The organism is Rhodococcus jostii RHA1 (assembly GCF_000014565.1).
GTDB classification, from domain to species: Bacteria; Actinomycetota; Actinomycetes; order Mycobacteriales; family Mycobacteriaceae; genus Rhodococcus_F; species Rhodococcus_F jostii_A.
This window is the reverse complement of record NC_008268.1, coordinates 6,096,077-6,115,956: the sequence shown is the minus strand read 5'-3', so window position 1 is coordinate 6,115,956 and position 19,880 is coordinate 6,096,077. Positions and strand designations below refer to the sequence as shown.

Below are 19,880 nucleotides of genomic sequence, written 5' to 3'. Positions count from 1 at the left end.
TAACGAGTCTCTGGACTCTCCAACCACGCACGGGCGCGAAGCGCCTAGCTGACCAGATTCGCCGACGTGGCGCGGCGGAGTTTGCCCGACGACGTCTTGGGAATGCTGCCGGGGCCGAGGACGGCGACGGTGCGGGGCCGCACACCGACCTCGGAGAACACGGCGTGCACTACCTCGTGCTCGATGCGCTTGACCACTTCGGGGTCCTGGTAGTCGTTGGTCTCCACCGCGACGGCGAAACTTTCCCGCTTCTGCCCCGCGTCGAGGCGCACGGCCACCGCGTTGCCGGGACGCACGCCGGCGACGGTGCCCGCGGCCCGCTCGATATCGGTCGGGTAGATGTTGCGGCCGCCCATGATGATGACGTCCTTGACGCGACCGCACACGACGACGAGGCCCTCTTCGGTGAAGTAGCCGACGTCGCCGGTGTTCAGCCAGCCGTCCGCGTCCTGCGCGGGCTTGTGCCCGTCGACCGTGATGTAACCGGGTGTGACCGCCTTGCCGCGGACCTCGATGATGCCGACGCCGCGGGTCGGGAGCAGCTCACCCTCGCTGTCGACGACGCGACCCTCGAGGTTCGGCACCATCTTTCCGAGGGTGGCGAGGGCACGCGCGTTCGGCTTGCTCGACGGGACGGCACGCTGCATCGCCTCGAGGAGATCCGGGTCGACGAGGTCGAGGACCTGGCCCTGATCCGGATCCGGAATGGAGACGGCGAGGGTGGTCTCGGCCATGCCGTAGACGGGTGCGAGTGCCGACGGGTTCAGGCCGAAGCGGGCGCCCGCCTCGGCGAGCTTGTTCATCGTCTCGGGGTCGACGGGCTCGGCACCGTTCCACATGTACCGGACGGTGCTGAGGTCGACGGCGCCGTCCTCCGCCTGCTTGAGGCGGCGGGCGAGCAACGAGTACGCGAAATTGGGGGCGGCGGTCACCGTGCCCTTGTACTTGCCCATCAGCTCCGCCCACAGCAGCGGCGTGCGGAGGAAGTCCATCGGGGTGATGCTCACGACCTCCGCGCCGACCTGCATCGGAACGCTGAGGAACCCGACCATCCCCATGTCGTGGAACAGGGGCAGCCAGCTGATCATCACGTCGTCCTCGATGGAGAACTTGATCCGGTCGATCATGGCGTAGGCGTTGGTGTAGAAGTTCTCGTGCGTGACCTGCACGGCCTTGGGCGAACCGGTGGAACCGGACGTGAGCTGCTGCAGTGCGATGTCGCTCTCGAACGTCTCGACCGGGTCGGTCTCCGTGCCCTCGTTCAGCTCGGCCACCGTCACCACGGTGATGCCACGCTCCTCCAGCAGCGGCTTGGCGGCGTCGAACGGCGCACCGAGGATGACGGCTTTCGCCTGAATCATGTTGATGACGGTCTCGGTGTCCTTGGCCCACACGGCCAGGTCGGTGCGCGGCGTCGGCTGATGCAGCATGGTGACGGACGCCCCGCGCATCCAGGTGCCCTGGCAGGAGGGTGCGATGTCGACGGGCTGACCGGCGAGGATGCCGATGGCGTCGCCGTGACCGATACCTGCCTCGGCGAGCGCACCCGCCATGCGGCGCGCGGCCTTGTGGATCTCGCCCCACGGCTGCCGCAGCGGCGCGTCGGGCTCACCCGTGTTGAGGCCACGGGTGCTGCTCGCCGCGGTCGCGTACATCTCGTCGGTGAACTTGCTCACAGTCTTCCTCCTGCACATACGGGTGTCCGAACGCAGAAACGGTGAACTCCGGAGCGCCCCGACGACTCACCCATATAAATCCCTCACCGGCCTCCGATCGTTACTCCTCCCTGGATGTGACTGTGCTGCGAGTTCGTGTTCGGTACCCGAGTAACCTGGTATGCGGCCACACGGTCTTCCTGCACGCACCCCGTCCCCCGAGAGGTTCTTCGTTGACTACCCCGTCCGACTCGGCCGACACCATTCCAGCCGAGGCGGCGCCTGTCGCCACATCCGGCTCACCGGAGGGGAAATCCGAGAAGGGTGTCCGGGCGGAGGCGTCGCGCCGCCGCACGTTCGCCGTGATCTCGCATCCCGACGCCGGTAAGTCGACGCTGACGGAGGCTCTCGCGCTCCACGCGAAGGTCATCTCCGAAGCGGGCGCGGTCCACGGCAAGGCGGGCCGCAAGTCGACGGTGTCCGACTGGATGGAGATGGAGAAGGCCCGCGGCATCTCGGTCAGCTCCACTGCCCTGCAGTTCAACTACCGCTCCACCGAGGCGTCGGCGGACGAGCCGGTCGACAACGTGATCAACCTGGTGGACACTCCCGGTCACTCCGACTTCTCGGAGGACACGTACCGCGTCCTGACGGCGGTGGACGCCGCCGTCATGCTGATCGACGCCGCGAAGGGTCTCGAACCGCAGACGCTGAAGCTGTTCCAGGTGTGCCGTCACCGCGGAATCCCGGTGATCACGGTCATCAACAAGTGGGACCGGCCGGGCCAGACGCCGCTCGAGCTTCTCGACGAGATCCAGGAACGCATCGGTCTCACCCCCACTCCCCTGTACTGGCCCGTCGGGATCGCCGGCGACTTCCGGGGCCTGCTGCGGCGCGGCGAGGACGGTGCCCCGCGGGAGTACATCCGGTTCACGCGTACCGCGGGTGGCGCGAAGATCGCCCCCGAAGAGGTCATGGATGCCGACGCCGCTCTCGCGAAGGAGGGCTCCGAATGGGAGACCGCCGCGGAGGAGAGCGAGCTGCTGTCGGCCACCGGTCAGGACCACGACCAGGAGCTGTTCCTCGGCGGCCAGACGTCGCCGGTGATCTTCGCGTCGGCGATGCTCAACTTTGGTGTCCGCCAGATCCTCGACACGCTGGTCGAGCTGGCGCCGCCGCCGCGCGCCCGGGAGGACGTCGCCGGCGCCCCTCGCGAGGTCACCGACCCGTTCAGCGCGGTCGTCTTCAAGGTCCAGGCAGGCATGGACACCGCGCACCGCGACCGGCTGGCGTTCATGCGCATCGTGTCGGGCGTGTTCGAGCGCGGCATGGTGGTCACCCACGCCCAGACCGGCAAACCGTTCACGACGAAGTACGCGCAGACCGTGTTCGGTCGCGAGCGTTCGACCGTGGAATCGGCGTACCCCGGCGACGTGGTCGGACTGGTCAACGCCACCGCGCTCGCCCCCGGCCACACCCTGTTCTTCGAGAAGAAGGTGGAGTTCCCGCCGATCCCGTCGTTCGCGCCGGAGCACTTCTCCATCCTGCGGGCCGAGAGCGCGGGCAAGTACAAGCAGTTCCGGCGGGCCGTGGATCAGCTCGATTCCGAGGGTGTCGTGCAGATCCTCCGCAACGACCTGCGTGGCGACGCCTCCCCGGTCATGGCGGCCGTCGGCCCGATGCAGTTCGAGGTGGTCGCGGCGCGGATGAAGGCCGAGTTCAACGTCGAGGCCCGGATGGAACCCCTGGGCTACGCGTTGGCGCGGCGCACCGACGCCGAGTCGGCCGACGAGCTGAACCGTCAGCGCGGCGTCGAGGTGTTCACCCGCTCGGACGGGGTGATGCTCGCTCTGGTCAGCGACAAGTGGCGCCTGCAGTACATCCAGAAGGAGCTGCCCGACCTCACGCTCGAGCCGCTCGTGGCCGCCGCCGACTAGCGTCTTCTACTACAGCGTCTACATAGATCTCACACTCTCCGCCACTGGCGCAACGGATAGTTGAGATGGATGTGTGTCACGGCTACCTGTATCACCGTGCGGTGGTGCGGGTTTGACCGTGTCCCACACCGACGCTCGTGGTGCAGGAACATGCTGTTTCGGAGTCACCTCCATCTGCGGTGTCACGGTGGGCAGGCTGCGGCGGACCCGGCGCACCACATCACCGGGGCGATCCCCCGACATCGACGACTCGTCACCGAACTGGGCGAGGTGCGCAACCGCGGGTGGGCCTGGAACGGGAACAGGGGACGGTCGGCGTGGTGTGTATCGCGACCGTCGTGCCCTACCGGATCCCCGCCACCGACACCCTCAGCGTGTCCATGCCCGCCGAGGTCGCGTCGTACCCGGGTGAGCTGGAGCGGATCGCCGGCGTGCTCACGAAGCACGCGTCCGCCTGGGCCCGGGAATTGAGGGCCGAGGGGGTCCGGTGAGCCGTAGAGGTGTGCGGCCCGCCGGACCCTCCTGGTAGCTTTCAGGTCGAATCGAGCACACTGACGGGCTTTGCGCGGTACCCGTTTGGCCACGAGCAGGAAGCGACACGATGGAGAACGGCATTTCCACCAACGGATCGGGCAGCAACGGCTCCGCCGGCACGGGTTCGGCGTCGGAGTCCCCCTTCGCCGAACCGAGCACGGGCGGGCTGACCGGCAGCAATGGCAACGGCAAGTCCACGGCCAGCTCCGCCGAGAAGTTCACCTTCCCGCTGCCGACGCGCAGCTCGGGTTCGCACAGCACCGAGCAGCCGGCCGAGGCCTCCGACACGACGGCGTCGCCCGCACCTCGTGGACGCACCGTCATGCGACGCAACGCGATGGGAGTGGCAGCCGTGCGAGTCGCGGGCCGTCTTGCACACACCGAACTGCTCGAGGAGCACCAGGCTTCGGCGAGCAGTCACTCCGCCGATCCCACGGTGGACGCCGACGAACTGCTGGCGCTGCTCGGCGAGTACCTCGTCGCGGCCGGGTTCGAGCGCCCCGAGATCCACGCGAAGCTGAACGGCCAGTCGATCGTCGTCGACCTGCGCTCGCCGTCCGCGACCGCACGCTGACCCCGCCGCCGGGCGCGGTCAGGGCCACAGCACCTCGCGGATCCACCGGCCGGACTCGCGGCGGTAGAGCTGGCGCACGTGCCTGCGCCCGGCGTCCGCCTGCCAGAACTCGACACTGTCGGGGACGATGCACCATGCCCGCCAGGTGCCCGACACGAAGTCGGGGTCGGCCTCGATGCGGGCCACCGCCGCCGCGACGGCCCGTTCGTAGTCGGCGGGATCGTCCAGGACCTCGCTCTGACGACTGGCGGCTGCCACGGCCCGCGCGGTGACCGACCGTTCGCGGAAGTCGCGGGCGGACAGTGCCGGATCGCCCTCGACGACGGAACCGCGCACCCGCACCTGCCGACCCTGTTCGCGCCAGTAGAACGACAGTGCCGCAACGGCATTCGTAGCAAGTTCACGACCCTTCGGTGAGCGAGTGTCACCCGAGAACCAGAAGCCCTGCTCCGTGACGTCCTTGAGGAGCAGGAAACGCGCGTCAGGATTGCCGTCGGCATCGACGGTCGACAACGCAGCCGCGTGCGGTTCCGGAACACCGGCCGCCGCAGCCTGCGTGATCCAGTCGAGAAACAGTGTGGTCGGCGCATCCGGAAGCGCGTCGACGGGCGGAGGTGTCTCGCCGCCGAGTGCGGGCAGGGCGCGAATCCATGCGCGGGTGTCCGGAAACGACGATCGGTCGGGTGTTGTCGGCATGCGCCGACAGTAGCTGCGCCCGGACCCTCAGGCCGACGCGGCCGGATCGGTCGGCCCCACCAGCATCCAACGGTGGCCGAACGGATCGATGAGTGTCGCGTTGCGGTGTCCGTGCCCCTCCGAGATCCACCGCTCCACCGTGCCGCCGGCGTCGCGGGCACCCACCAGGACGGCATCGGGGTCATCGACGGACAACATCAGACTCACCGACGTCGAACCGGATTCCGGCGCGGTCAGGCCCATCTCGGGGAATTCCTCGGCGAGATAGATCATGCCGGTCGGCAACCGCAGTTCCGCATGACCGACCCGGCCGTCGTCCATGACGATCGGCTCACCCACCACCTCGGCGCCGAATACCTTGGAATACCACTCGATCGCCTCGACACCCCGCCGCACGGTCAGGTACGGCAGCGCGCCGGGAACAGGGACGTCCGGAGCCATCGTCACCTCCCAGTGTCCGCGGTGCGTCGAGTCCCAGTGTGCTCCCTCAGGCTGACGCCGGAGGTTGCAACATCGCCCACTTGTTGGAGGTGAGCCGGAAGCTCGGGAAGTCGGAGAGCGCCGCAACCGATTCCCAGGTGCGTTCGTAGCCGGTGTGCGTGATCCGCCAGTTGCCGTCGGGGCACCGAAGATAACGATCGTGATAATAGGCAGACCCGCGCAGCAGCATGCCGTCCTCGGGAATCAGCGTGGTGTCCGCGAGAAACCACACCCCTACCGCGGTGTCACCGGTGACGGTGATCTCGGGTTGGCCGCACTGATGCTCGGTGATGACGTGGGTCCCGAGAGTGTTCTCGAGGAAGGACACGAACGAGTCACGGGAATCGAACGTGAGGTATTCGCTGTACGTCGCCGTGACGTCCGGGACCATCGTGTCGGCGAACTCCACCCACGACTTCGTGTCGAGAGCACGTGAGTAACGGTGCTTGAGCTGCTCGATCTGTTTGATTGCTTCGAGATCCATGACCCCCGCCTCCTGTGCAGCGAACATGCAAGCCCTGGACTGCAGATTAGTCGGATAATCTGCAGGTTCGCCTTGGTTTCCCCCGTTTTGCCCGGATCATGCATATTCAGGCCGTGATCCGGGACACGAAACGGTTACGAAATGACTGCATGGCCTGCGCACCCGCACACCAGTCACACTGCCTTAGGCTACCCTCACCTGACGAGGCCCGGGACCGCCGGGCTCCGCGGGCCCGAAGATTTCGCACCCCCGAGCATCGGCATTCCAATTCGGCTGCTACACAAAATCTTTCGGAATCTGGTCAGGATTGCTGTGACCCCGGATCCACAGGTATCTCGTCCGGCGCTATGGTGACGCTGATGTGGTCACGCGAGAGGGGAATCCATGGATCCGACCCGCATACCGGTGATCGTCGGAGTCGGCGACATCCGCTCCGGCCGAGCAGGCGATCCGGCAGCCCCGCGTGAACCGCTCGACCTGATCACCGACGCCGCGCGTGCCGCTCTCGCCGACAGCGGCTCCGCGACCCTGGGCTCCCGGATCGACGCTATCCATGCGGTGAAGACCGTCAGCTGGTCGTACGACGACCTCCCCGGACTGCTGGCCGCCCGGTTGAATCTGCCGTCACCACGATCGAGCACGTCCCCGATCGGCGGCCACTGGCCCGCGGCGTTCCTCGACCGCATCGGCGACGACATCGCCGCGGGCCGGTCGTCGGCGGCGCTCCTCGTCGGAGGCGAGGCGCAGGCGACCATGACGGCGCTCCGGAAGTCGGGCACCGATCCCGCGTCACTGGGCTGGGCGTCGGCGCCGGGCGGTCCCCCCGCGTTCGACCCGGCGGATCTCGGGAGTCCCGCGATGCAGCGCGCCGGCCTGATCGTTCCGACCCGGGTGTACCCGTTGTTCGAGAACCGGGTGGCGCACGAGTCGGGTGTGGGACCCGATCAGTCGCTGGCCGAGTCGGCCCGGATGTATTCGGCGTTCTCCGAACTGGCGGCGAAGAACCCGGCGTCGTGGACGTCAGAGGTGTACTCCGTTCAGGAGATCGCCACGGTGGGTCCGGGCAACCGGATGGTGTGCGAGCCGTACCCGTTGATGCTCAACGCCATGCCGTTCGTCGATCAGGCCGCCGCGGTGCTGGTGTGCTCGCTGGCCGTCGCGCGGGACCACGGCGTTCCGGAGGAGCGCACGGTGTACCTGTGGGGCGGCGCGGGAGCCGCCGACCCCGTGGACGTACTGAGCCGCAACGGTTTCGGCACGTCCGCGGCGATGACGAACGCGGTGCACCGGGCACTGTCGCGGGCATCGATCGACGCCTCGGCACTCGACATCGTCGACGCGTACAGCTGCTTCCCGGTGGTACCGAAGCTACTCACCCGCACGCTCGGCCTGCCCGAAAGCATCGTGCCGAGCGTGACGGGCGGCCACTCGTTCTTCGGCGGTCCCCTCAACAGCTACACCCTGCACTCGATCGCCGAGGTCACCCGCCGACTTCGGGAAGGCGCGGGACCGGCCCTGGTCCACGGCAACGGCGGCTATCTGACGTACCAGCACGTCGTGTTGCTGGCAGGCGCCCCGCACCCGGGTGGATACGTCGGCGATCCGGAGCCGGTGCAGCTCGCGTCGGAGGCGCCGGAACTCGTCACCAGCTACGAAGGACGAGCCGACATCGTCACATCCACGGTGGAGCACGGGCGGGACGGCGCCCCCGCGACCGGCTTCGTCGTCGCGCACACCCCCGACGGCCGGCGCCTGGCCGGACACACCGGCTCCGAGGAGGCGCTCGCACTGTCCGCGTTCGCGCAGACCCCGGCGCGGTCGGTGATCGGGCGGTCCGTTGACGTCACGGACCGCGACGGCATCCTGTCGCTGCGGTTCTGACCGGCCGGGGACGCTAATCCAGTTCGGCGGCCAGCGCCATCCACTGTTCCTCGGTGGCTTCCTTCTCCGCGACGACCTGCCTGAGTTCGGTGTCGAGCTTCTGCAGCTTGTCCGGATCGGTGGCCGCCTCCGCCAGCTTCTCGTGCAGCTTCCGTTCCCGGTCGTCCAGCTTCGCCACGGCCCGCTCGAGACGCGACAATTCCTTGCGCGCGGCGCGTTCGGCGGCCCCGTCCCGCACCTGCTTGGGGGCCGACGCACCGGTTGCCGTCGACGCCACCGACGGCGCACCGGTGTCGACCATCTTCGCCCGGCGACGCAGGTAGTCCTCGATCCCACCAGGCAGGTTGGTCAGCTTACCGTCGCCGAACAACGCCCACGTGGAGTCACAGATGCGTTCGATCAGGTACCGGTCGTGGCTGATGACGACCATCGTGCCCGCCCAGCCGTCGAGGATGTCCTCGAGTTGCTGCAGCGTGTCGATGTCGAGGTCGTTGGTCGGCTCGTCGAGCAGCAGTACGTTCGGCTCCGACATCAGCACACGGGTCAGCTGCAGCCGGCGACGCTCGCCACCGGACAGGTCACCGACCGGTGTCCGCTGCCGCGCCGGCGTGAAGCCCAGCCGTTCGGCGAGCTGCCCGGCCGACACCTCCTTGTCGCCCAACGTGATCCGCTCGGCGACGTCCTTGACTGCTTCGAGCACCCGCATGTTCGTCGGCAGATCGTCGAGTTCCTGACGAAGCCAGCCGATGTGCACCGTCTGTCCCTGGATGCGCTTGCCCGACGCCGGCGAGATCTCCCCGGCGAGCGTGCGCAGGAGGGTCGTCTTGCCGGAGCCGTTGACGCCGACCAGGCCGACCCGCTCCCCCGGCGCCAACCGCCACGTGAGGTCGTCGACGAGCACCCGGCCGTCCGGCGTCTCCAGGCGCGCATCCTCGAGTTCGATGACGACCTTGCCGAGCCGGCGCTGCGCGAACGACGCCAGCGCGACGTTGTCGCGGGGCGGTGGGACGTCCGCGATCAACGCCTCGGCGGCCTCGATCCGGTACTTGGGCTTGGACGTGCGGGCGGGTGCACCGCGCCGCAGCCAGGCCAGTTCCTTGCGGGCGAGGTTGCGGCGACGTTCCTCGGACGCGTCGGCCTGCCGGGAACGCTCCGCGCGGGCGAAGATCCAGTCGTTGTATCCGCCCTCGTAGCTTTCGACCTTGCCGCCCACCACTTCCCACGTGCGGTTGGCTACGGTGTCGAGGAACCACCGGTCGTGGGTCACGACCACCAGCGCGCTGCGACGGCCGACGAGATGTTCCGCCAGCCACTGCACACCTTCGACGTCGAGGTGGTTGGTCGGCTCGTCGAGCACCAGCAGGTCGAGGTCCTGGACGAGCGCGGCGGCCAGTGCGACGCGTCGCCGCTCACCACCGGACAGCCCGTCGACCGACACCTCGAGCCCCAGGTTGTCGATGCCGATGCCGGCCAGGATCGACCGGATGCGGGCGTCGCCCGCCCACTCGTGGTCGGCCACCCCGAGCGGTCCGAGCACCACGTCGCCGACGCTCGAGCCAGGCGGCAGTACGCCACGCTGGGTCACGACCGCCATGCGCAGGCCGCCGACCCGGCTGACACGCCCGGAATCGGGCGCCTCCACGCCGGCCAGCACCTCGAGCAAGGTGGTCTTGCCACCACCGTTGAGGCCGACGACGCCGATGCGTTCGCCTTCCTGTACTCCGAGCGATACCGAATCGAGCAGCGGCTTGATGCCGAAGGACTTCGATACCTGCTCGAGATTGATCAGATTCGCCATCAGTGCGATCCCTCCGCCGCGTCGTTGATTATTCGGGCGCCCGGTACGGGTCCGCTGGCGACCCGCACCGTGCGACACACCCCCGCACCTGCGAGTTCTGCGCTGACCCGGACCGCGGCATCCGCTTCAGCACAAAGAAAGGCACAGGTCGGACCGGACCCGGAGACGATTCCGGCCAGTGCGCCCGCCGCGACCCCGGCTCGCAGCGTCCGCCGCAGGCCCGGATTCAGCGACAGCGCGGCCGACTGCAAATCGTTGCCCAGCAACGGGGCCAGCGTCGCGGCGTCGCCCGTCGTTAGCGCGTGCATCAGGTCTTCGGGTCCGCCGAGTCGCGGCGGATTCCCGTCGGCACGCAACCGGTCCAGCTCCCGGAACACGGTCGGTGTGCTCAAGCCGACCTTCGCGAGCGCGAGCACCCAGTGGAACGTGCTGCGGGAGAGCACCGGCAGAAGTCGCTCGCCGCGTCCCGTGCCGACCGCGGTGCCACCGTGGAGGGAGAACGGAACGTCGCTGCCGAGCTTCGCGGCGAACCCGTCGAGTTCCTCCCGCGACAGGTCGAGTTGCCACAGCGCGTTCAGCCCGACCAGCGTCGCCGCGGCGTCCGCGCTGCCGCCGGCCATGCCCCCGGCCACCGGGATGCCCTTGTCGATGGCGATCTCGACGTCCGGGCGCCGCCCCGACTCGGCCGCGAGCATCTCGGCGGCCTGCCACACGAGGTTGCTGCTGTCGGTCGGCACGACGCGGGCGTCCTCACCGCGGACCGTCACCGACAGCGTCTCCGCGGGGGCCACCGACACCGTGTCGCTGAGCGAGAGCGCCTGGAACACCGTGTTCAGCTCGTGATAGCCGTCGTCACGCAAGTCCCCGACGGCCAGATGCAGATTGACCTTGGACGGGGCCCTGACTACGACGGGGCGAGGAACGACGGAAAGCACAAGGGTAGAGCTTAGGCGCTCCCGGTACGGGTGCGGAAATGCGCACCATCACGCACTTTGCCGCTCACCGCGTCACAGGCGCGGGCCGAGCCGGGTGGTGAGGCTGCCGCCGCGGGCGAGGGGCAGACGGGTCCGCGCCGACCGGATGTCACCGGTGACGTCCGCGACCCGGTCGTCCGGGTACCGCAGTTCACTCGTGACGGCCGCGGGGCCGTCCAGAACGTCGTGCGAAACGGTGCCGACGCCGAGTTCCAGCTGGTGACGGAGCAACGGCAGGGCGCCGAGGTCGGCGTTGGTGACCCCGACCCAGCGTCCCGCGCTCTCCCCCGCCCGGCCGATCTGCACCCGCTCACGCAGCAGCAACGTCGACGACTCGGTGAGGGACACCGTCGTCTCGACGCGATGCTCCGCGCCGCCCGCGATCACCGTGGGTTCGAGCGCGCAGTCGAGCACGGCGTCGTCCGCGACCTCCACCGACCACTGCGCAGTGGACAGCACACGACCCCGGCCGGGCAAGGCAAGCGACGCGGCGACGCTGCGCAGCGTCAGCCGGGCACCCGGCAGGACCCGGACGGTGATCTCCCAGTGATCGCCGCCGAGCGGGGTCGCGGCGGTGCCGATCACGTGGACCGTGTCGCGGCCGGTGATCCGCGCCGCCAGTCCCCCGACCGCGGAGATCCGCGGACTGCGGTCGGGGGACGCGACGATCGTCAGTTCGGTGCGCACTACTGGTGCACGTCGGCGAGGGTGCGCACCTGCTCGCGCACCCACTCCAGAGCCGGTCCGGACGACGGGTCCTCCGTCAACGAGATCAACGCCGTGGGCCGTCCCTCGCGGACCCGCTCGGCGTCACGGCGCATCACCCCGAGATCGGCTCCGACCATGGGTGCGAGGTCGGTCTTGTTGATGACGAGGAGATCCGAGAACGTCACACCGGGGCCACCCTTGCGGGGAACCTTGTCACCACCCGCGACGTCGACGACGAAGATCTGCACGTCGATCAGGCCCGAGGAGAACGTCGCGGTGAGGTTGTCGCCACCGGACTCCACCAGGATCAGATCGAGCGGGGGGTTGGCCGCGATCAGGTCGTCGATGGCGTCGAGGTTGGCGGTGATGTCGTCGCGGATCGCCGTGTGGGGGCACCCACCGGTCTGCACGGCGGCGATCCGCTCGTCCGGCAGCACGGCGTGGCGTCGCAGGAAGTCCGCGTCCTCGGTGGTGTAGATGTCATTGGTGAGCACGGCCAGCGACAACTCCTCGCGCAGTTGCCTGCACAGCGCGGCGACGAGCGCCGTCTTGCCCGATCCGACGGGCCCACCGATCCCGATCCGGACCGGCTCCCCCGCCACCCGGACCCGCCGGGGACGGTCGTGCTGGTGGTCGTGGGGTTCACCATCGATGAAATGCGGTGGCATGGTTGATCTCTCCTTACTGGGATACAGCTGAGTGTCACGACACGAACAGGGGGCGATTCCGCAGAACGTGCCGCTCGGCGACGACATCCATGAAGGGGTCGGACACGCTGGACAGTCCGGTCACGCACCGGCCTGCGACGTCGTCGCACAGGTCGGACAGTGCGAACGTGCACGCGGCGACCTGCGCGGGATCGAGAGCGAGCAGACGCTGCGCGGCGATCGCGGACCCGGTCATGGTGGTGTACACGACGACCAGCGCCGCCTCCCGCGGTTCGACCGCGGTGACGGATCCGACCACCCCCGACACCACGGGCAGGTGCGGGCGTGTGCCCAGCGGCGACCAGTCGTGCCCCGGCCACGTGGTGCGGGCCAGCCGCAGCAGACCTCTCCCCTGCGCCCGCGACGACGACCGCGCCGCCGGGGACGGGGTGCGCGCATCCATCTCGGCGTCGGCGTGTTCGGCGTTGAGCCGGCCGGCGCACACCGCCGCGGTGATCGATCCCCCGACGAGCCCGGCGGTCCGTATCCGGCGACGCAGGAACGCCTCCATCGTGGCGACGTCGCGGACGACACCGCTGGCGACGGCCTCCTCGATGCCGCCCGAATGCACGTGGCCGCCCGTGGGCAGCCGCGAGTCGGCGAGAGACATCAGGTGAGCGAGGCGCATCAGAACAGGAAGTATCGCTGGGCCATCGGCAGTTCCGCCGCCGGTTGCTCTTCCCACACGTCGCCGTCGATGCGGACCGTGAACGTGTCCGGGTCCACCTCGATCCGCGGCTGCGCGTCGTTGCGGGGCATGTCCGACTTGCCCCGCGACCGCACGTTCGCGACCGGCACCAGTCGACGGCTCAGGTCCAGCCGATCGGCCAGTCCGTCCTCGAGGGCATGCGGAGCGACGAAGTGCACGGACGTGGCGGCCGCAGCCTTGGGCGCCGCCCCGAACATCGGACGCGGAAGCACCGGTTGCGGAGTCGGTATGGACGCGTTGGCATCACCCATCGCAGCCCACGCGATCATCCCGCCCTTGATCACCGCGTGCGGCCGGACGCCGAAGAAGGCCGGATCCCACAGCACCAGGTCGGCAAGCTTGCCGACCTCGACCGATCCGATCTCGGCTTCCAACCCGTGCGCGACGGCAGGGCAGATCGTGTACTTCGCCACGTACCGCTGGACGCGCTGATTGTCGGCGCCGTTGTCGCCGGCCAGGAATCCCCGTCTGCGTTTCATCACGTGCGCCGTCTGCCACGTGCGCAACACGACCTCGCCGATGCGTCCCATCGCCTGCGAGTCGCTGCCGATCATGGAGATGGCGCCGAGGTCGTGGAGCAGATCCTCCGCCGCGATGGTGGAGGGCCGGATGCGGCTCTCCGCGAACGCCAGATCCTCCGGGATCTTCGGGCTCAGATGATGGCACACCATGAGCATGTCGAGATGCTCGTCGAGTGTGTTGACCGTGTGTGGCCGGGTCGGATTGGTCGAACTCGGCAGAACGTTCGCGTGCGCGGCCACCGTGATGATGTCCGGCGCGTGGCCGCCGCCCGCCCCCTCCGTGTGATAGGCGTGGATCGCCCGTCCGGCGATGGCCGCGAGAGTATCCTCGACGAAACCGGCCTCGTTCAACGTATCCGAGTGGAGGGCCACCTGCACTCCTGCGGCGTCCGCGACGGTGAGGCACGCGTCGATGGCGGCCGGAGTCGAACCCCAGTCCTCGTGCAGCTTGAACCCGGAGACGCCGCCGCGCAACTGCTCCCACATCGACTCGGAGCTGACCGTGTTGCCCTTGCCGAGCAGCGCGATGTTCATCGGCCAGCCGTCGAGTGCCTCCAGCATCCGGGCGGTGTGCCACGAACCAGGGGTGACGGTGGTGGCCTTGCTGCCCTCGGCGGGGCCGGTGCCGCCGCCGATCATCGTCGTGATGCCGCCACCCAGCGCCTCGTCCATGATCTGCGGGCAGATGAAGTGCACGTGGCAGTCGATACCGCCTGCCGTCAGGATCTTGCCGTTCCCGGCGATGATCTCGGTGGACGGACCCACCACCAGATCGGGGTGGACCCCCGACATCGTGTCGGGGTTGCCTGCCTTGCCGAGCGCGACGATGCGTCCGTCCCGAATACCGACGTCCGCTTTGATGATTCCCCAATGGTCGACGACCACCACGCCGGTGATCACCGTGTCGGGGGCACCCTCGGCGCGGGTCGCGCGACCCTGACCCATGGACTCGCGCAACACTTTTCCGCCACCGAACACCGCCTCGTCGCCGGCCAGCCCCGGCCCACCGCTGCGGTCCTCGGTGATCTCGATCAGAAGGTCGGTGTCGGCGAGCCGGATGCGGTCACCGGTCGTGGGACCGAACAGCTCGGCGTAACGTGCGCGGCTGAGTTCGGTCATGACGCGTCCAGCTTTCCGGGAGGAGTGAGGCTCAGCCCGTGCACCTCACGGGTCCCGCGCAGGGGGACGAGTGAAATCGTCTGCGCGATACCCGGTTCGAAGCGCACCGCGGTGCCGGCGGGAATGTCCAGCCGCAGCCCGTGGGCGGCGGAACGGTCGAACTGCAGGGCGTGATTGGACTGCGGGAAATGAACGTGACTCCCGACCTGGACCGGGCGGTCACCGGTGTTGACCACCTCGAGTTCGGTGCGGGGAGAACCCTCGTTGAGCTCGATCACGCCCTCGGCGCACACGACTTCACCTGGAATCACGGTCACCCCTACGCAATCGGATCGTGGACGGTGACGAGCTTGGTTCCGTCCGGGAACGTGGCCTCCACCTGCACGTCGTGCAGCATCTCCGGGACGCCTTCCATCACGTCGGACCGGGTGAGCACCTCACGACCGGACACCATCAACTCCGCCACCGACCGGCCGTCGCGGGCCCCCTCCAGGATGTGATCCGTGATGAGGGCCACCGCCTCCGGATGGTTCAACACGAGGCCGCGTTGCCGGCGCCTGCGCGCGAGTTCCGCGGCGTAGCTCAGGAGCAGACGCTCCTGCTCGTGGGGCGACAAGCGCATATGTCCTCCTGCGGTCGGTGCGTCGCAATACTGCCACGAACTGCAGTGTGGCACCGCCCACGCCCGGAACGGCCGCCGTTCTCACCGCGGAAACATTCGTGACACGAACCCGTCACAGCACCTTCCTAGCGTTCCCCCAATGGCCATCTCCACTGACGCCCATCCCCCACCCGGCGGCGACGTGTCGACAACCGGGACGCGATCGCCCTGGTACACCAACCTGTTCGTCCAGCTTCTCGTCGGAATCGTCGGCGGCATCACTCTCGGCTGGTTGTGGCCGACGGTAGGGTCGGAGCTCAAACCGATCGGCGACACGTTCGTCAAGCTGATCAAGATGCTCATTGCGCCGTTGATCTTCACGGTGGTCGTCACGGGAATCGCCAAGGTGGGCGACGTCAAGGCCGTCGGACGCATCGGCGTGAAGGCACTGATCTACTTCACCGCCGTCACCGGGTTCGCGCTGCTCTTCGGACTGGTCATGGGCAACATCGTCAAGCCCGGCGCCGGATTCGACATCGACCCGGCCACCCTCGTCGACGGCACCGAGCAGATCTCGGAGAAGACAGGCGGTGGCGAACTCCCCGGCGCCGTCGAATTCCTCATGGACATCGTCCCCACCAGTGTGGTGGGCGCGTTCGCCGACAACATACTTCTGCAGGTCCTCTTCTTCGCGGTGCTCTTCGGCATCGCGCTGGCCAAGTACGGCGAGCACGGTTCCCCGATGGTCCTCGAATTCGTCGACCACCTCAGCCACATCATCTTCATGATCATCGGCTGGATCATGCGGCTCGCCCCGATCGGCGCGTTCGGCGCGATGGCGTTCATCATCGGCCAGTACGGAATCTCCACACTCGGCAGCTTCGCCAAGCTCATCGCCTGCTGCTACCTCGCCGGAGCGCTGTTCGTCCTCGTCCTCGCGCTGATCGCGAAGGTCGCCGTGGGACTGAACATCTTCACGTTCATCCGCTACACCAAGGAGGAGTTCGGTCTCGCGCTGGGAACCGCATCGTCCGAGGCAGTGCTTCCCCGCATCATGACCAAGCTCGTCGGCGCCGGGAACTCACAGGCCGCGACCGGGCTCGTGGTGCCGACCGGATACTCGTTCAACCTCGACGGGGCCGCGATCTACCTGTCCATCTCGACACTGTTCCTCGCCCAGGCCACCGGCCACGACCTGTCCGTCGCCGACCAGCTCGGCGCGCTGTTCATCCTGCTCCTCACGTCGAAAGGCATGGCAGGCGTACCCGGGTCGTCGTTCCTCGCGCTGTCGGCGACCGCGACCGCGCTCGGAATCTTCCCCGTCGCGGCGGTAGCGGTGCTGCTCGGCGCCGACCGGATCATGGACTCGATGCGGGTGTTCGTGAACCTCCTCGGCAACTGTGTCGCCACGTTCGTCGTCTCGAACTGGGAAGGCCAGCTCGACAAGCAGAAGATGCAGGACGCCGTAAACGGAAGGCTCAGCCCCGGCGGCGCGGATCCCGTCGCGCAGCCGCCGGTCGTGGCCGAGTACGAGTCGCGTCAGTAGCCGGCGGGAATGCCGAAGACCCTGATCGCGTCGCGGTACATGCCGAGTTGCTGGTCCTTGGTCAGCGGCATGACTTCGGCGATCAGCTGACCGGCACTGGTGATCGCGCTCATCGCCCCGACCACCGGCAGTCCGGCGACGTTGAAATCGACCGTTGCCCTGCGGATGTGGTTGGCCGACGTCACGATGATCGCACCCCCCGCGCCGAGCGAGCGCGCGAGCGGAACGGAGTTGAGCGCGTTGCCCACCGTCGATCCGGCACGATGCTCGGGGTGGATGCGTTGCGCCGGGACACCGTGCGACTGCAACCATCCCTGCATCGCGGCCGCCTCGGTGATGCCGTTCTGCGGGTTGCCGCCGGTGACGATGATCGGCGACATCGGCGAGGCCCACGACTGGACGAGCGCGGCCTGCAGGCGGTTGATCAATTCCGGTCGCATCGCGCCGTCGGGTAGCAGTCCGTAACCGAGGACGATGATCGCGGTGGACGGACCCTGGATGGCCGGAAGTGGGTTCGGGGGCGTGAACGACGCAATTCTGATCGCGTTCAGCATCCCGTCGACGCCGGCGCGCATCCCACCGTCCATCGCGCCGAGCCGGGCGAGCGCGGTCTCCCGGGTGACCAGGTCGCCCGCGGCGTCGGCGTAGATGGCCTGCAACGCCAGCGCATTGGTGTCGCCGGGTTCGCCGGCGACGGCGCCACCGATGTCCGCCAGGGCGCCACGGGTGTCACCCGCGGCGAATCTGCCCTGCGCGCTGTTGAAGAGGTCGGCGGCCGAGGCGGATGCCGTCGCGGTGGTCGAGACCGCCAGAGCCAGGCAGAAGGCGGTGGTCATGACGGTGGCGAGCAGCGCCCTGACTGCTGAAGAAATGGGCCGAACACGAAACTGCGTCACGCTGAGACCTTTCCGTCGGATTTTCACGAAGTACACATGCGATGGTCCGTGGAGCGTCGGCGCCAGTGTAGTGACACTCGTGGGGCTGGTGGGAAAATCGTTACTTACCGTTACCCGCAGTCGATAGAGGACCGAAGATGTCCTCTATCGATGGCATTCTGGGACGCATGCGGGAAACTTCGGCACGACTCCTCCGGCTACTGTCGCTGCTCCAGACCCGAAAGGACTGGTCCGGGGCAGAACTCGCCGACCGGCTCGGCATCACCCCACGCACGGTCCGGCGAGACGTGGAGAAACTCCGCGACCTCGGGTACCCCGTCGACGCGACGGTCGGGGTGGGCGGTGGCTACCAACTCGGCGCGGGCGCGGAAATGCCGCCCCTGCTCCTCGACGACGAGGAAGTCCTGGCCGTCGCACTCGGCCTGCAATCCGGTGCGACCGGGTCCGTGGTGGGCATCGGGGAGGCGTCGATGCGAGCGCTCACCAAACTCCGGCAGGTGATGCCGTCCCGTCTGCGGCACCGCCTCGAGGCGCTGCAGGTCGACGTGGTCCACCGCGAGCCCGCGAAGAGCGCCGTCGACGCGCAGATCCTGTCCGCCGTCGCCTCCGTGTGCCACAACCACGAGCGACTCCGGTTCGACTACCGCACCCACGACGGCACCGAGAGCCGGCGTGAAGTGGAGCCGTACCGTCTCGTCCGATCCGGGCTGCGCTGGTACCTCGTCGCCTGGGACCTCACGCGCGCCGACTGGCGGTCGTTCCGCATGGATCGCCTGACACCCAAGATCCCGACAGGACCGCGGTTCGCGCCCCGCGAACTACCGCCCGGCGGCGCCGCCGAATTCGTCGCACGCGGCATCAACCGCGCCGTCACCCGGATCCGCGCACGGGTGCTGCTGCACGCGTCGATCGACGAGATGGCGACCCTGGTGCACGAAGACTGGGGAACCCTCGAAGAAATGCCCGACGGACGATGCGCGGTCGCGCTCGGCGGCGACTCCGTGCCGTCGATAGCCAACTGGCTCAGCGCATTCGGCGTCGACTTCACCGTCCTCGACCCTCCTGAGCTGCGCGAAGAGTGCCGGCGGGTGGGTGAGCGCCACCGCCTCTTCGCCGACCGCTACGGTAACGCCTGACCGAGACGCCGTTCAGCCGTCACCGCGGACCGAAAATCTGTGGGAACCGAACGCTCCTGCGCGGCGTCCAACCAGGTGACGACAGAAAGGGCGGGGTAGTCGGGGATGCAGCACACGATTGTCGAGGAGGGGCGCGCGCGGGCGCCTGCGGGGACGGGAACAGTCGGGAAGGTGCTCGTCGGGGGCCATCTGGCGCTCGCGGGCGCGACGGTGGTGACTATGGCGTTCTCGCTGGCGTTCGTGTGCACCCTCGACAACGGAACCCAGCCGTGGACGTGGCCGAGCAGGTACTCGACGGCTTGGTTCGTCACCGCGACCATCCTCGCCACCACACTGTGGGCGCTCTTCGTGACGGGTGTGGTGATCTTCACGTCGAGGCCCCGGCGGGCGCTCGGCACGGCCACGTTCTTCGTCGCCGCGGCGCTCGGAGCCGCTGCGGTGATCGGGCTGTTCGGTCCGTCGGAGAATTCCGCACTGCAACTCTGGCTGGTCTGCGCCATGAATCTCGGGTATCAGGCCGCTCACCTGCGGTCGGCGTAGCCGGTCGGAAACGAGTCAAGGCCCCACTCTGACGAGTGGGGCCTTGCTCGAACGTCATGTCCCGGCGAACCGGGAAGTCATGGCCGTTCTCAGATCAGGGTGACGCCGGTGGCCTGCGGGCCCTTGTTGCCCTGGCCGATCTCGAACGAAACGCGCTGATTCTCCTCGAGCGTGCGGAAGCCGCCGCTCTGAATCTCCGAGTAATGGACGAACACGTCAGCGCTGCCATCCTCGGGGGCGATGAAGCCGAACCCCTTCTCGGAGTTGAACCACTTCACGATGCCCTCTGCCATGTAAATCTCCTCTAACACAGTAACTTCTTCAAGCAACCGGCTCGGTTACCTGGGTCATTGAACACGACCGTCTATGACAATTCCTGTGGAG

At 68.2% G+C, this 19,880-nt stretch carries 21 protein-coding genes; 7 read left to right on the top strand and 14 right to left on the bottom strand.

Features of this window, described 5'->3' with window-relative positions; genetic code table 11:
• Positions 1 to 44 precede the first annotated feature (44 nt).
• Complete coding sequence (locus RHA1_RS27780) at positions 45 to 1,676, bottom strand: fatty acyl-AMP ligase (protein ID WP_050787401.1); 1,632 nt, start codon at positions 1,674 to 1,676, stop codon at positions 45 to 47.
• A gap of 212 nt (positions 1,677 to 1,888) precedes the next feature.
• Between RHA1_RS27780 and RHA1_RS27775 the strand changes: the two genes are divergently transcribed.
• The 3 genes from RHA1_RS27775 (at position 1,889) to RHA1_RS27765 (ending at position 4,700) form a co-directional block, all read left to right on the top strand.
• Positions 1,889 to 3,592, top strand: a complete 1,704-nt coding sequence (locus RHA1_RS27775; protein ID WP_029539515.1) for a peptide chain release factor 3 — start codon at positions 1,889 to 1,891, stop codon at positions 3,590 to 3,592.
• A gap of 284 nt (positions 3,593 to 3,876) precedes the next feature.
• Entirely contained in the window at positions 3,877 to 4,083 is a 207-nt protein-coding gene (locus tag RHA1_RS27770) for a hypothetical protein (protein ID WP_011597818.1), read from the top strand.
• Positions 4,084 to 4,193: 110 nt separating this feature from the next.
• A complete protein-coding gene (locus RHA1_RS27765; protein WP_011597817.1) occupies positions 4,194 to 4,700 on the top strand; it encodes a hypothetical protein in 507 nt (168 codons plus the stop codon).
• An 18-nt stretch (positions 4,701 to 4,718) separates the two neighbouring features.
• On the opposite strand, the gene RHA1_RS27760 is transcribed toward RHA1_RS27765, so the two are convergent.
• The 3 genes from RHA1_RS27760 to RHA1_RS27750 are packed head-to-tail and all read right to left on the bottom strand — an operon-like array spanning position 4,719 to position 6,360.
• Complete coding sequence (locus RHA1_RS27760; protein WP_011597816.1) at positions 4,719 to 5,396, bottom strand: pyridoxine/pyridoxamine 5'-phosphate oxidase; 678 nt, start codon at positions 5,394 to 5,396, stop codon at positions 4,719 to 4,721.
• 27 nt (positions 5,397 to 5,423) lie between these two features.
• Positions 5,424 to 5,837 carry a VOC family protein gene (locus RHA1_RS27755; protein WP_009478941.1) on the bottom strand — a complete coding sequence of 138 codons (414 nt, stop codon included), beginning with the start codon at positions 5,835 to 5,837 and terminating at the stop codon, positions 5,424 to 5,426.
• A gap of 46 nt (positions 5,838 to 5,883) precedes the next feature.
• On the bottom strand, positions 5,884 to 6,360 hold the full coding sequence (locus tag RHA1_RS27750; RefSeq protein WP_009478940.1) for a nuclear transport factor 2 family protein: 477 nt from the start codon (positions 6,358 to 6,360) through the stop codon (positions 5,884 to 5,886).
• A 384-nt stretch (positions 6,361 to 6,744) separates the two neighbouring features.
• On the opposite strand from RHA1_RS27750, the gene RHA1_RS27745 reads away from it, so the two are divergent.
• Positions 6,745 to 8,241: an acetyl-CoA acetyltransferase gene (locus RHA1_RS27745; RefSeq protein ID WP_011597815.1), complete on the top strand. Its 1,497-nt coding sequence runs from the start codon at positions 6,745 to 6,747 to the stop codon at positions 8,239 to 8,241.
• Positions 8,242 to 8,254: 13 nt separating this feature from the next.
• Here RHA1_RS27745 and RHA1_RS27740 read toward each other — a convergent pair whose 3' ends face one another.
• From RHA1_RS27740 to RHA1_RS27705, 8 genes are all read right to left on the bottom strand, one after another.
• Entirely contained in the window at positions 8,255 to 10,039 is a 1,785-nt protein-coding gene (locus tag RHA1_RS27740) for an ABC-F family ATP-binding cassette domain-containing protein (protein ID WP_011597814.1), read from the bottom strand.
• Positions 10,039 to 10,974 carry a 4-(cytidine 5'-diphospho)-2-C-methyl-D-erythritol kinase gene (locus RHA1_RS27735; protein ID WP_011597813.1) on the bottom strand — a complete coding sequence of 312 codons (936 nt, stop codon included), beginning with the start codon at positions 10,972 to 10,974 and terminating at the stop codon, positions 10,039 to 10,041. The genes RHA1_RS27740 and RHA1_RS27735 overlap by 1 nt, the downstream gene beginning before the upstream one ends.
• 72 nt (positions 10,975 to 11,046) lie before the next feature.
• A complete protein-coding gene (locus tag RHA1_RS27730; RefSeq protein ID WP_011597812.1) occupies positions 11,047 to 11,700 on the bottom strand; it encodes an urease accessory protein UreD in 654 nt (217 codons plus the stop codon).
• The gene (ureG, locus tag RHA1_RS27725; protein WP_009478935.1) at positions 11,700 to 12,389 is read right to left on the bottom strand and encodes an urease accessory protein UreG; all 690 of its coding nucleotides are present in this window, start codon (positions 12,387 to 12,389) and stop codon (positions 11,700 to 11,702) included. Before ureG ends, RHA1_RS27730 begins: the two co-directional genes overlap by 1 nt.
• 34 nt (positions 12,390 to 12,423) lie before the next feature.
• A complete protein-coding gene (locus RHA1_RS27720) occupies positions 12,424 to 13,059 on the bottom strand; it encodes an urease accessory protein UreF (protein ID WP_423816278.1) in 636 nt (211 codons plus the stop codon).
• Positions 13,056 to 14,777 carry an urease subunit alpha gene (locus RHA1_RS27715; protein ID WP_011597810.1) on the bottom strand — a complete coding sequence of 574 codons (1,722 nt, stop codon included), beginning with the start codon at positions 14,775 to 14,777 and terminating at the stop codon, positions 13,056 to 13,058. Before RHA1_RS27715 ends, RHA1_RS27720 begins: the two co-directional genes overlap by 4 nt.
• Positions 14,774 to 15,088, bottom strand: a complete 315-nt coding sequence (locus tag RHA1_RS27710) for an urease subunit beta (RefSeq protein ID WP_011597809.1) — start codon at positions 15,086 to 15,088, stop codon at positions 14,774 to 14,776. The genes RHA1_RS27715 and RHA1_RS27710 overlap by 4 nt, the downstream gene beginning before the upstream one ends.
• Positions 15,089 to 15,096: 8 nt before the next feature.
• Positions 15,097 to 15,399 carry an urease subunit gamma gene (locus RHA1_RS27705; protein WP_005238744.1) on the bottom strand — a complete coding sequence of 101 codons (303 nt, stop codon included), beginning with the start codon at positions 15,397 to 15,399 and terminating at the stop codon, positions 15,097 to 15,099.
• Between the two features lie 139 nt (positions 15,400 to 15,538).
• Between RHA1_RS27705 and dctA the strand changes: the two genes are divergently transcribed.
• Positions 15,539 to 16,924, top strand: a complete 1,386-nt coding sequence (gene dctA / locus RHA1_RS27700) for a C4-dicarboxylate transporter DctA (protein WP_011597808.1) — start codon at positions 15,539 to 15,541, stop codon at positions 16,922 to 16,924.
• On the opposite strand, the gene RHA1_RS27695 is transcribed toward dctA, so the two are convergent.
• Positions 16,918 to 17,760 carry an ElyC/SanA/YdcF family protein gene (locus tag RHA1_RS27695; RefSeq protein ID WP_029539517.1) on the bottom strand — a complete coding sequence of 281 codons (843 nt, stop codon included), beginning with the start codon at positions 17,758 to 17,760 and terminating at the stop codon, positions 16,918 to 16,920. The two genes, dctA and RHA1_RS27695, sit on opposite strands and share 7 nt — an antisense overlap.
• A 227-nt stretch (positions 17,761 to 17,987) precedes the next feature.
• On the opposite strand from RHA1_RS27695, the gene RHA1_RS27690 reads away from it, so the two are divergent.
• Both RHA1_RS27690 and RHA1_RS27685 read left to right on the top strand, forming a co-directional pair.
• The gene (locus tag RHA1_RS27690; protein WP_029539518.1) at positions 17,988 to 18,956 is read left to right on the top strand and encodes a helix-turn-helix transcriptional regulator; all 969 of its coding nucleotides are present in this window, start codon (positions 17,988 to 17,990) and stop codon (positions 18,954 to 18,956) included.
• 105 nt (positions 18,957 to 19,061) lie between these two features.
• A complete protein-coding gene (locus tag RHA1_RS27685; RefSeq protein WP_011597806.1) occupies positions 19,062 to 19,496 on the top strand; it encodes a hypothetical protein in 435 nt (144 codons plus the stop codon).
• Positions 19,497 to 19,585: 89 nt separating this feature from the next.
• On the opposite strand, the gene RHA1_RS27680 is transcribed toward RHA1_RS27685, so the two are convergent.
• Positions 19,586 to 19,789, bottom strand: coding sequence for a cold-shock protein (locus RHA1_RS27680; RefSeq protein WP_005255446.1), 204 nt, complete (start codon positions 19,787 to 19,789; stop codon positions 19,586 to 19,588).
• Positions 19,790 to 19,880 lie beyond the last annotated feature (91 nt).